Raw genomic sequence first — 12,114 nt, 5'->3', positions numbered from 1 at the left:
ACTTTTCCTAATACGATGCCCGACACGCGCCTGACAGGCAGCGTGCAACGGTGCATGCGTGCCAGCGGAATCCACCCCTTTCCGGCAGGCACAAAAAACCCGTAGCGGTCACAGACGCACTACGGGAAGACGAGGAAACTCTCGCGCGGCTCTACAGGATCTAACGCTTGCGCTTTGCGCGGCGAGCCAGCATGTTCAGGCCTTCGATAACGGCCGAGAATGCCATGGCAGCATAGATGTATCCCTTGGGCACATGAGCGCCAAAGCCTTCAGCGATCAGGGTCATGCCGATCATGATCAGAAAGCCCAGCGCCAGCATGACAACCGTGGGATTGTTATTGATGAAGCGCGCCAGCGGATCAGCGGCAACCAACATGACGGTCACCGCGACGATAACGGCGATGATCATGATGGGCACATGCTCGGTCATCCCGACAGCCGTAATTATGCTGTCGATGGAGAAAACCAGATCGAGCATGAGAATCTGGACGATGGCCGAGGTAAACCCAAGAGTAACGGCCTTTTCACCGCTTTTACCTTCGAATAGGTCGCCTTCCGGGTCAGGATCCACGTTGTGATGGATCTCCTTGGTTGCCTTCCAGAGCAGGAAGAGACCACCTGCTATCAGGATGATATCTTTCCATGAGAAGCCCTTGCCAAAGAGTTCGATCACCGGCTCGGTGAGCTGAACGATCCAGGCAACCGTTCCCAAAAGGCCCAGTCGCATGACCAGTGCCAGGCCTATTCCGATACGCCTGGCCTTTTGCCGATGCTGCTCGGGCAGCTTGTTGGTCAGAATGGAAATAAAGATAAGGTTATCAATACCGAGCACCACTTCCATGGCGATCAGCGTCGCCAAGGCAACCCAGGCGGTAGGATCCGAAATCAACTGCTGGAGGTAATCCATGAACCTTTTTCTCAGAAAATAGGAGAGTTAAGGCGCCGATGAGTTACCAAAGGCACCCGGTTACCCTGAACTATAGCCAAAAGAAAGATGTGAAATTTTTGTCGTATCGCTGATTTGTTTTTGTTTCAAATCATTGAGCTAGACATTTGCCCCGGAGATACTCCGGTTTCGATATCGTCGAACGAAACGATCAACATACTCGTCTGCCGGTTCGTTGAGAATGTGCTGCGAGCTTCCCACCTGAATCAGCTGGCCGTCCCGCATGATTGCAATCCGGTTTCCCAGCCTGACCGCCTCGTCCAGATCGTGGGTAATGAACACGATGGTCTTGTGCAGGCGCTGCTGTAACTCCAGCAACTGATCTTGCATCTCGGCACGAATCAGTGGATCGAGCGCCGAGAACGCTTCGTCCATGAGGATGATTTCTGTGTCAGTTGCCAACGCCCTGGCCAGCCCGACTCGCTGGCGCATACCGCCTGACAGCTGATGGGGCCATTTGCGCTCATACCCTTTGAGCCCTACCGCTTCAATCCAGTGCTGTGCATGCGTTTCTCGTGCAGTCCGGCTTTCGCCACGTAGTTTCAAGCCGTAGGCCACATTACCCAGTACGGTTTTATGGGGTAACAGCCCGAAGCCCTGGAAAACCATGCTGATCTTGTGGCGCCGGAAATGCCTGAGTTGCTGCATGTCATAGGCCAGTATGTTCTCGCCATCGACTCGGATAGAACCGCTGGTGGGATCAATCAGGCGATTCAAATGCCGAACCAGCGTTGATTTGCCCGAGCCTGACAGCCCCATGATCACAAATATTTCGCCCGCTTCGATGGACAGAGATAGCCCATTGACTCCGACAACACACCCGGTTTCCGCCAGCACCTGATCCTTATCCCGGCCCTGGCGGACCAGCTCAAGCGCTGCGGCTTCGCGACGGCCGAATATCTTATAGACGTTATCGAGCTGAATTTTCATCGCTCGCCCTCATAGCGTGAACGACCATACGCCTGAGTAATGCGATCAATCACGACCGCCAAGATAACAATCGCCAAACCTGCTTCTAGCCCCTTGCCTACGTTGAGCGTCTGGATACCGACCAGAACTTCTTCACCCAAGCCACGTGCACCGATCATCGAAGCGATTACAACCATAGACAATGCCATCATGGTTGTCTGATTGATACCCGCCATGATGCTAGGCAAGGCCAATGGGAGCTGTACGCCAAACAGCTGTTGCCAGCGATTGGCACCAAAAGCATTGACGGCCTCCATGATTTCCTTATCGACCTGTCGGATTCCCAGATCGGTCAGACGAATCAGCGGTGGCGCTGCATAAATGACAGTAGCAAAGATAGCCGGCACCTTACCCAAACCAAACAGCATCAGGACAGGAATGAGATACACAAAGCTAGGCATGGTCTGCATGATGTCCAGCAGTGGCAGCAAGACCATACGCAGCCGGTTACTGCGTGCACACAGAATGCCCAGGGGAATGCCGATCAGCACCGCAATCAGTGTCGCGACCAGCATCAGCGCCAAGGTCTGCATGAGCTTGTCCCACAACCCCATGGCGCCCACGAGAAATAGCAGCCCGGTAATGACCGCAGCCGGTATCACACGTCGCGTGGCGTGGTAGGAGACAACAGCCACGACCAGCAGAATCAACCACCACGGCGTTGTCCGGAGAGCGCCTTCAAGCCGGACGATTGCCAGTAGAAGCACATCGGAGATCTGGCGGAACACATCGCCATAATTGGCGACCAGAGCGTCTACCCAGCCATTGACCCAGTCAGCAATAGAAAACGTGAGATTGTCAGGAAACATAGACATGCCCGTTTGGTAAAGGTAGGCCCTTCAAACAGGGCCTACCCTCACATGACCTGCGAAAGCCTACAAAGAGGCCTCGATTTTTTGTGCAGCGGCAGCATCAACCCATTCATGCCAGACATCGGGGTGCGCCTTCAGAAAAGCTCTGGCAGCGGTAGGCGCGTCCTGCTTATACTCGGCTTGTTCTGCCAACGCCTTGTTCAACAGGTCAATCGGCACGTTGACCTTTTCCAGAACGGCAACAAGCTCCGGGGCGTTTTCATAAAAAGGTTTGGACAATCCAGCCTGCACCGTTATGGCTTTCTCATCTCCCGGTTTGCTGGCCAGCTTGATGAGATCCGCTCGCCCCAATAGTGGCGTAGGCGACCAGTAATAGGTCAAGATGGACTGCTTGCGCTTCACGGCCGATAGGATTGCGGCATCCAGTGCCGGCCCTGTGCCAGGGCGAAAATTGGTAAATGTGTCGGCCAATCCATAGCGTTCGAGCATCTCGGTATTTTCCAGCTCGCATGTCCAGCCGGCTGGGCAATTATAAAATCGACCTTTCCCAGGCTCCTCTGGATCGCGAAACAGCTTGGCGTATTTAGGCAGATCACTGATGGACTTGAGATCTGGAGCCTTGGCATTCTTGCCTTCCACCAGATAGCGCGGCACGTACCAGCCTTCCGTCGCACCTTTGATGGGTGTACCAACGCCTACTACCTTGCCTGCATCAGCGGCTTTATTCCAGACGTCACTACGACCGATCCACTCTTCAGCAAAAACCTGAATATCATTAGAGGAAAGTGCAGCCTCCAACGTAATCGAGTTACCTGGAATACTATCGGTCTTACAGCCGTAGCCTTCCCTCAAGACTGTAGACATCAGCTCGGTGAGAAGCATCCCGCTTTCCCAGTTCACACCGGCGAACTTGACTGGCTTACCAGACTCACACCAACCGGCTGCCTGCGCGTTGCCTATAACCAGCCCCAGCGCCAAAAGGCCTACCGCCAGGCCATTTCTTGCGTTCATGATCTGCGTCCTTAGCATCCATACGCCTGCCCGGCGCGAAAAGTCGTTACCTATCGAAGCGGCTGTTTTGAGCCTGGATGCCCTCTGCAGTTTCATAAAAACTACAGCGAAACAGGAAAAAGCCTGTCCGGCTACTCATGCAATAATGGGATATCCAGCGACCATTGCTCGATCACGCTGGGCAAGAATCACTCGATAATCGTCAAGGGAGGCCGGTACAAACGAGCGAATAGCCAGTGTTTCAGCCAGCGCAGGCTGCTCCTGCAGGACCTCATTCAACACGTGCTGCATCTGCTGTACCTCTTCCAGACTACGTGACGCTGCGGTAATGATCGGCAACGCAGGCGTCAGCTCCGTGCGGGCAAGAACTCGTGTGCGGGCTAACGTGTCAGGCGCATAATGCTCAAGGTACCCCCAGGTGACGCAATCAATAGCTGTCAATTCCGTCTCGCCGCGGCTGAGTAACTCCAGGCTTGTCACATGGGCACCGCTGGCCTTGACCTCACCAAAGAATCGCCCCTTTTCAGCCATGGGCGCGACTGTCACCCTTAATAAATTCATGCCGCTATTGGAGTCCAGCGCGTTGATGACCACACGCGCACCTCGAAAGGCCTCTAGAGTACTGCGCTCATCATCTGCGTGGACCACGATAAAACTGCGGTGCTGAGCACCTTCACAGCCGCTCAGCTCATAACAAGGCGTTGCTACGATCTGAACCTTATCACGCAGGCGCGTCATCACTGGATAGCCGCAGCTCTGAGATAACAGCAGGCTCGGTGATGACCATTGCGCCATGAGATCAGCGGGCGCTTCCTCACATTGTTGAATACCTAGATGCGCCAGGACCCGCTCGATAAAGATTTGACCGGCCTCGCGTACCGGTTCAGGCGTAACGTACATGGGCCATGTGGCTAACGATGTCACGGATAAATACTCACTGTGCGTTCAGGGCGGCATCCACCCGCGCCGCGGCATCAGCCGGAAGCCAGGCAGACCATATATTGCGATGTTCCTTGAAGAACGCTAGGCTCATCGCATCGGCATCCTTATGTTTCTCCGACATTTCGGCCAATATGTTGTTGAATAATGGAAGCGGTATTTGCACCTTTTCAAACAGCTGTACAAGCTCAGGTGCCTGGTCATGCAGATCTTTCGAGATGCCGATCGTAATCTTCGCAGGGAGCGAGCGGGACGGTAGAGGACTGGGATTCTTGGAGTCGGAAAGTGTTTCCCAGGCTTGCTGACTGAACGGTGGCTCCTCAAGCTGTATCAGCTTGAAGCGGCCCATCAACGGCGTAGGCGACCAGTAGTAAAACACGATCGGCTCGCCTCTGCGGATAGCCGTACTGATGGCTGCGTCCAGGGCTGGACCGGTTCCAGTACGGAAATTCGTAAAACTGTCAGTTAACTTGTAGGCCTTGAGCTTTTGCGTATTGACGATTTCACAGGTCCAGCCAGTCGGGCAATTATAGAAACGGCCTTTGTCGGGTGATTCAGGATCCTTGAACAGATCCTTGTATCGCGACAAATCCGTTACAGACCTCAGCTCAGGCGCCTTGGCCTCAATCCCACGAGCCGAATCGCCCTTAACCAGATATTCTGGAACCCACCATCCCTCCGTAGCACCCTTGACCGTTTCTCCAACCGAGAACACCTTGCCGGCCTTCTCCGCCTCACGCCAAAAAGGGCTACGGCCAGCCCACTGCTCGCCTGTTACCTGAATATCGTTTTGCGCCAGCGCATTTTCCATCGTTACTGTATTGCCGGGAATCGCATCGGTCTTGCAGCCATAGCCCTTTTCCACCAGAAAGCGCAGCACTTCAGTGGCGAACATGCCGCTCTCCCAGTTGAGACCTGCAAATATCACAGGCTTATCATAGGGACATTTCACCTCATCAGCGTAGGTGTAATGTGTCATACCCAGACTTGTGACAATCGCAAGAATGGACAAAGAGATACGCATGGAAGCTCCTTCATGCTTGGCAACAAGGTCTTCGCCTGTCGCTAAATTGCTCATGCAGCTCGTACTGAGCGGCTACCTCACAGTATTTCAACAATCCGTAACGGTGTAGTCTCAACTCAGCAGTACCACCCGCCCCTGCCAGGTATAACCATTACGGGACGCGATTACGAGCGCTTCACGGTCATGTGGCGCCTGGATAACAATTTCACCATCAGGCAGCCAGAACGTACTACGTCCGGTCGCAAGCCAGCCACCGGTTTCGCCTACATGGTTAGCCAACAGGACAGGAAAGCCATGAATCTGCGCATATGACCTTAGCTGCGCAGTATCAGCTTCAAAACCACCTGGCGTAATCAGAGCGCTGGTGACATAAAGAGAAGCACCCGCCTGAGCCGCACTCGCAGCATGCTCGGGGTGACTTGTGTCGGCACATATGGCCAGGGCTATGCGCTCGTTCTCAAGAAGTAGCAGTGGCCCACCGCTTCCCGCCTGAAATGCCTGGTCTTCACCTTCGTGCAGGTATCGCTTGGTATATAGCACGTCGTCCCGCCCCGCACCTATTACCAGCGCCGCAATAAGCGGCTTCCCTGTCGAACTTAACGGCATGCCTGCCAGGATTGATATGCCTGTCTGAGCAGTAGCCTTACGCAACGGCACCAAGCGAGAGTCGTTGGGCAACAGCGCATTCTGGCTAGCCGTCTTCCGCTCATACCCTGTCAGTGACAGTTCAGGAAAAACAAGAAAGTCGACGCCTTGCCGAGCAGCCTGTTCGATTACACGGACATGGCGCTCGACATTGGCTTGAATGTCATGACCAACCGGCGTGATCTGTGCAGCAGCGATTACGATACCTGTAGAACTCATCGGCACATCCCGGCAAGGTTGGAAGGCCAGAGGATGCCATATAACAAACCCATGACGTCAACATAACGTCCGAGCCATACCCGACAAGACAGGTAGTAAAGGGGTAGAAAGTTATGGGTGCAGTCAGTCCCTAGGCAAGGGCAACAGAATGACTTCTACCCAGTTTTCATAATCCATGCAGATTTCAAGTGTCTCGATAGTTGAGACCATATGAGTCGTCTTGATCTCAGGATCGAAGCGCTTGTTCTGGATAACAGCCTTCCCACCATTGTTGAGCATCATGGCCACAATGATTGGTTCGCTTTCAAAATTGACCAAATGACGAAAAACAGCCTCGTAAATATCCTGAGTGCGACCAGAAGCAGGCGAGTCAATTTCTACCTGGTAAATAGTACCGGCCTTCAAATAGCGATAACTCACAGTAGAGAAATGCATCGGTCAAGCACACCGAAAGACAAGGTTTCTTATCTTACCTGATAGCAATTGGCCATTTATCAAAAAAGCGTAAATCTCCGCAAAAGAAAAAGGCTATTTGCGGGCAAAACTTCAAAATGAACCTGACCGTTTTCAATAGCTGAACAAAAAACAAAGCTTGACTGGACGAACTTGCCGGATAATCAGCTGGTCGATGGTTGAGAATGATCAGAATGGGTTTTCCATGACATTTCCTCTCGTCCGCCACGCTTATCGATCCACTCGGCTTCTGGCCTTTTCCGCTTCGGTTGTTCTGTTGGGTGCCTGTGCCACTGCTACAGACAGATCCGAGATGTGGGGCTATCAAAATGCCCAACAGCATCAGGCGCTCCCACCAGACCAGGCGTACCCGGAATTATTTGCAGCCGTACAGCAGCAATGGTTGTTCGACGATCAAAAGCATTTTGTCGATGCCCTACCGCTAAGGCCTCCCGCCACTATCCGGGCGGATTACTTGGCGAAACGAGCCAACCCTGGCTTTGATCTCAGACGCTTTGTGGCGGACAACTTCGAGCCATCAGGAGCTGCTGAAACCCAAAAGCCTCAGACAGGTACCGATATCCGTGAACATATCGATAACCTCTGGCCTGTACTCACGCGACATTATGAGAAGGTACCGGCATATAGCAGTATGCTGCCACTACCCTACCCCTATGTTGTTCCGGGGGGTCGCTTTCGCGAGCTGTACTATTGGGACTCCTATTTCACCATGCTTGGCCTGGTAGAGAGTGGACAAACGAAGTTGGCGCGTCAGATGCTGGATAACTTCGCCTACCTGATCGATACCTATGGCCATATCCCCAATGGCAATCGCACCTACTATCTGAGCCGCTCCCAGCCACCCTTCTTCTCTTATATGGTTGAGCTGGAGGCAAAGACGGAGGGGGATGAAGTCTATCGCCGTTACCTTCCGCAATTGCAAAAGGAATACGCTTATTGGATGGAAGGTTCGCAAACGCTAAAGCCTGGCGAGGCTGCCCAGCACGTTGTTCGTCTGGCTGACGGTACGCTATTCAACCGCTACTGGGATGCCAGCGATACACCTCGCCAAGAATCCTACATGCAAGACAAGGAAACGGCAGCCAAGGCTGCTAATCGCCCGGCCAATGAGGTTTACCGAGACCTGCGAGCCGGGGCAGAAAGTGGCTGGGACTACACGTCACGCTGGCTGGGTGATGGGAAAACTCTCGCGACTATCCGTACAACCGCAATCGTTCCGGTAGACCTCAACAGCCTTCTCTATCATTTGGAAACCACAATTGCTGTTGCTTGTGAAAAGAACGCCATGTCGACTTGTACGCAACGCTACAGCCAGCGTGCAAAAGCGCGAAAGGCTGCCATAGAGAAACACCTGTGGAACAACAAGGGCTATTACGCTGACTACGATTGGCAGAAGAATCAACTCAGCGATCAGATCACAGCCGCTACGCTCTATCCTCTTTATGCAGGGATCGCCAACTCCGATAGAGCCCGGCAAACCGCATTGACTGTTGAAAAGAATCTGGTCAAAACCGGTGGGCTTGTCACTACGCAAATCCATAACGGACAGCAGTGGGACTCTCCCAATGGCTGGGCTCCGCTTCAATGGATCGCCGTAGAAGGCTTGCGCCGCTATGACCAGCAGGATCTAGCCAGAACCATCGGCCAGGGTTTCCTTGATCAGGTGCAGACGCTGTTCACCAAAGAGCACAAATTGGTCGAGAAATATGATGTGGAGGGTTCAAGCCAGGGAGGTGGCGGTGGTGAGTACAAACTGCAGGATGGCTTTGGCTGGACCAACGGTGTCACGCTGAAACTACTCGATCTCTATCAGCAACCACCAGCTAATGCGCAACCTTGACACCATTAACCAGAGGGCAAGTCTATCTCTTTGCCCTTTGGCTGCCTCGCTAGGCATGGACGTCCTGGCTTTTCACAGCTTTCGTTCCTATCGCCTAGGCTGAGCAATACACCCCGTTACCGGAGCGCCCATGATCGACACGACTTCCCACAATATCGCTGACCTGAAACAACACCTTTCTAATGCATTGGACGAAGGTGTAAATGAAATCAAAGCGCATCAGGAGGAAGGTCTCGATATCCCGGAGGCCATGCATGAGCGCCTGATCCGTATCCGCTCAATGCAAGAATCCCTTGAAAAAGGAGAAGACATACGTCTTGAGCTCGAACACTTCGAGGCGTGGAAAAAAGAAAATAATTTGATTTGAGCTGTATAGAAATAAAAAAGCCCCGCAGCATAACTGCGGGGCTTTTTAATATGGCGGAGAGATAGGGATTTGAACCCTAGGAGCCATTGCTGACTCAACGGATTTCGAATCCGTCCCGTTCGGCCACTCCGGCACCTCTCCAATGCAGCGCATGATAACAGCTGAAATGCGTCAGGCGAAGCCTTGAATGCAAAATTTCTACCATTATCAGGCGTTTGCAAAAGTCGCCTGCCAATCTTAGAGCGGTACGCCTAAGCGGTTAGCCACTTCTTCATAGGCCTCGATAACGTCACCCAGCCCTTGGCGAAAGCGATCCTTGTCCATCTTCTTACGGGTTTCCTTATCCCATAGACGGCAGCCATCAGGGCTGAACTCATCGCCCAGCACAATCTGGCCATGGTGCACACCAAACTCCAGCTTGAAATCCACCAGCAGCAGCCCTGCGTCATCGAACAGCTTTTTCAGCACGTCGTTCACCTGGAACGTCAGCTCTTTCATGCGAGACAGCTGCTCAGGCGTAGCCCAGCCAAATGCATAGACATGGGTTTCGTTGATAAAGGGATCGTGCAATGCATCATTCTTGAGGAACAGTTCAAACGTGGGCGGGGAAAGCTCCAGCCCTTCCTCAACACCCAGGCGACGCACTAGGCTACCAGCAGCATAGTTACGAACCACACACTCCACAGGAATCATGTCGAGCTTTTTAACCAGACATTCATTGTCCGCAAGCAACGCATCGAATTGGGTTGGAATCCCTGCGGCCTCAAGCTTTTGCATGATGAAGGCGTTGAACTTGTTGTTCACCATGCCTTTACGATCAAGCTGCTCTACCTTTTGACCGTCGAACGCAGACGTATCATTGCGAAAGAGAAGAATGAGACGGTCCGGGTTGTCCGTCGTGAACACAGACTTGGCTTTGCCGCGGTAGAGTTCGGTGCGTTTTTCCATGATGGCTCCGCTTTTAAATAATCGAAGGTTCAGGCAATGAGCTGCCAACCAAGACCTTCGTGCTGATCGGCGACCTGCAGCCAGTCCGCATCGCACCCCAGGGTGTCGACGAACGTTTGCCGAGCCAGATGCGGCCGATTGTTCTTTTCACTCAGATGCGCCAACACAAGATGCTGCAGGGCATCGCATTGCAAGCGGCAAACCAGCGAGGCCGCCTGCTGATTACTTAAATGACCGTGTGATCCACTGACCCGCGCTTTCAGAAAATAGGGGTACAAACCTTCATCCAGCATCTGCCGGTCGTGGTTCGCCTCGATCACCAGGGCGTCCAGATCACGATAACACTCCAGTACTGTCGTTGTAGCCTCGCCCAGATCGGTAAGCACACCCAAGCGACGCCGGCCATCAAAGAAGACGAACTGTGTCGGATCGTATGCATCATGAGACACAGGAACGCTTTTGATCTCAATGGCTTCTAACTCTAGCGTATCGCCTGCTGCCAGTACCGTTGTAGCAGCAATAGGCTTGCGTAAGCCGCGCACTGTACCCTCGGTCAGATAAACCGGAATCCCATAACGACGCGATAACAGCTCGACCCCATGAACATGGTCGGAATGCTCATGGGTAACGAGAATGGCATCGAGTTGTGTAGGTTCGACGCCCAGGCGAGCCAGGCGTCTTATCGTTTCACGTAGCGGAAAACCGCAATCGATCAGTATGTAGGTGTTATGGCTGTGAACCAGGGTTGAATTCCCCCGGCTCCCGCTGCCCAGGACCGCGAAGCGCATATTGCATGCTCGTCTGTAGCTTTTTCAGCACCGTCTCGGCCATATCGGCTGGCGCTACGGTGTTGATGTCTTTATCCAGCGTGACTTGAACAGCATCGCCTACATTGGTCAGACGAACCTGATAACGCTCGGCACGAGCGTTTTCTTCTTCCTTGGAGGGCTCATGACCAAACAGGCGCTTGAAGAACCCAGGTTTGTCCTCGTTGGGCTTGCGTGCACCCTCAGCCAGATTGATGTAGTACACCCCCAAGCTACGGTCCATATCGTCAACGCGTATGTTAGCGCCTTCCAGGGCACGACCGACACTGGACCAGGCACGATCAAAGTCGCTCGTCAGGCTCAGCATCGGGTCGCCATTGCCATCTCTCGTATAGGAGACCCGCTCAGGCGTATCGTAGGAACCAGCAGCCAACAGCGATACTGAACCACCTTGGGTATCGGCACTTGCCAGACTGGTTACCATTTCATTCAGCAGGGCTGCATCGAAGGCCGATGTATCCGAGCGAGAGGACCAACTCGGCTCACTGCTGCTGCCAGTCTTGCGCGTCTGGCTTTGTACAAAGATTTCACTGGTGTTGCTGGAAACCCCTGGCTCGATCCGCACCCGAATACGTGTTTCGGAGCCCGGCTCGATTTCACCACCTGTGCTCAAGCTGCGAGCCAACGGTGTCGTCAGGTCGGTCAAAGGTTGCCAGCGTGTCGTGAACTCACCGGTCTGCGGACGCGCCTCACCAATCACGAAGCCATTGTCGGTAAAGAACTGATTGGCTACCGGCCAGATCTCGGCAGGCTGCTTTTGAGCGACGATCCAGCGGGCCTTGCCATTGCGCTGCAGGCTATAGCTACCCGTATCAACCTGGACAGCCAGTGCTTGAGGCCGCGGAGCCTCGAACTCTGCAGGATGGTCCTGGGTATCCGCTACGTTAGCGGGAATGGGTAGCAGGGGCTGCAAGGACTTGGCCTGAACATCAGTCGGAACCTGCATCGGAGCCGTTTGACGCGACTCCAGATAATCATTACTGCGATCACGAAAATACCCCTGCTCGCCCCATAGCCAGCCACACCCACTGGTCGTGCTGATTACTACGGCAAGGGTTGTTAGTCCAGCCAGTCGCTTCATGCGTAAATTCTC

Annotated in this window: 13 protein-coding genes and 1 tRNA gene; 2 read left to right on the top strand and 12 right to left on the bottom strand. The window is 53.5% G+C overall.

What is annotated here, in order from left to right:
* Positions 1–160: 160 nt before the first annotated feature.
* The 8 genes from JQR86_RS05970 to JQR86_RS05935 form a co-directional block, all read right to left on the bottom strand.
* On the bottom strand, positions 161–907 hold the full coding sequence (locus JQR86_RS05970; RefSeq protein ID WP_010795155.1) for a TerC family protein: 747 nt from the start codon (positions 905–907) through the stop codon (positions 161–163).
* A 138-nt stretch (positions 908–1,045) separates the two neighbouring features.
* Positions 1,046–1,876: a quaternary amine ABC transporter ATP-binding protein gene (locus JQR86_RS05965; RefSeq protein WP_404624935.1), complete on the bottom strand. Its 831-nt coding sequence runs from the start codon at positions 1,874–1,876 to the stop codon at positions 1,046–1,048.
* Positions 1,873–2,724: an ABC transporter permease gene (locus JQR86_RS05960; RefSeq protein WP_150348591.1), complete on the bottom strand. Its 852-nt coding sequence runs from the start codon at positions 2,722–2,724 to the stop codon at positions 1,873–1,875. Before JQR86_RS05960 ends, JQR86_RS05965 begins: the two co-directional genes overlap by 4 nt.
* Before the next feature lie 66 nt (positions 2,725–2,790).
* Entirely contained in the window at positions 2,791–3,738 is a 948-nt protein-coding gene (locus JQR86_RS05955; RefSeq protein WP_434154482.1) for an ABC transporter substrate-binding protein, read from the bottom strand.
* Between the two features lie 135 nt (positions 3,739–3,873).
* Positions 3,874–4,662, bottom strand: coding sequence for a phosphate/phosphite/phosphonate ABC transporter substrate-binding protein (locus JQR86_RS05950; RefSeq protein WP_434154481.1), 789 nt, complete (start codon positions 4,660–4,662; stop codon positions 3,874–3,876).
* A gap of 10 nt (positions 4,663–4,672) precedes the next feature.
* On the bottom strand, positions 4,673–5,701 hold the full coding sequence (locus JQR86_RS05945; protein WP_434154480.1) for an ABC transporter substrate-binding protein: 1,029 nt from the start codon (positions 5,699–5,701) through the stop codon (positions 4,673–4,675).
* Positions 5,702–5,812: 111 nt separating this feature from the next.
* Positions 5,813–6,565 carry a carbon-nitrogen hydrolase family protein gene (locus tag JQR86_RS05940; RefSeq protein ID WP_010795161.1) on the bottom strand — a complete coding sequence of 251 codons (753 nt, stop codon included), beginning with the start codon at positions 6,563–6,565 and terminating at the stop codon, positions 5,813–5,815.
* A gap of 123 nt (positions 6,566–6,688) precedes the next feature.
* On the bottom strand, positions 6,689–7,000 hold the full coding sequence (locus tag JQR86_RS05935; protein WP_019367186.1) for a hypothetical protein: 312 nt from the start codon (positions 6,998–7,000) through the stop codon (positions 6,689–6,691).
* A gap of 223 nt (positions 7,001–7,223) precedes the next feature.
* Between JQR86_RS05935 and treA the strand changes: the two genes are divergently transcribed.
* The gene (gene treA, locus JQR86_RS05930) at positions 7,224–8,879 is read left to right on the top strand and encodes an alpha,alpha-trehalase TreA (protein ID WP_407362077.1); all 1,656 of its coding nucleotides are present in this window, start codon (positions 7,224–7,226) and stop codon (positions 8,877–8,879) included.
* 130 nt (positions 8,880–9,009) lie between these two features.
* A complete protein-coding gene (locus tag JQR86_RS05925; protein ID WP_010795164.1) occupies positions 9,010–9,246 on the top strand; it encodes a hypothetical protein in 237 nt (78 codons plus the stop codon).
* A gap of 51 nt (positions 9,247–9,297) precedes the next feature.
* On the opposite strand, the gene JQR86_RS05920 is transcribed toward JQR86_RS05925, so the two are convergent.
* The 4 genes from JQR86_RS05920 to bamC all read right to left on the bottom strand — a co-directional run bounded on the left by JQR86_RS05920 (position 9,298) and on the right by bamC (position 12,102).
* Positions 9,298–9,387: transfer RNA gene (locus JQR86_RS05920), tRNA-Ser, on the bottom strand.
* Positions 9,388–9,483: 96 nt separating this feature from the next.
* Positions 9,484–10,194, bottom strand: a complete 711-nt coding sequence (purC, locus tag JQR86_RS05915; protein ID WP_010795165.1) for a phosphoribosylaminoimidazolesuccinocarboxamide synthase — start codon at positions 10,192–10,194, stop codon at positions 9,484–9,486.
* A gap of 29 nt (positions 10,195–10,223) precedes the next feature.
* Entirely contained in the window at positions 10,224–10,982 is a 759-nt protein-coding gene (locus tag JQR86_RS05910) for an MBL fold metallo-hydrolase (RefSeq protein WP_010795166.1), read from the bottom strand.
* Positions 10,921–12,102 (bottom strand): outer membrane protein assembly factor BamC, encoded by a 1,182-nt coding sequence (gene bamC / locus JQR86_RS05905; RefSeq protein ID WP_434154479.1) that lies wholly within the window; start codon positions 12,100–12,102, stop codon positions 10,921–10,923. The genes JQR86_RS05910 and bamC overlap by 62 nt, the downstream gene beginning before the upstream one ends.
* Positions 12,103–12,114 lie beyond the last annotated feature (12 nt).

Origin of the sequence: Pseudomonas sp. JZ134, from assembly GCF_051027695.1 — a bacterium.
In the GTDB taxonomy this organism is placed as follows: Bacteria; Pseudomonadota; Gammaproteobacteria; order Pseudomonadales; family Pseudomonadaceae; genus Chryseomonas; species Chryseomonas luteola.
The sequence above is the reverse complement of the archived record's forward strand: the minus strand, read 5'-3'. Positions and strand labels throughout refer to the sequence as shown.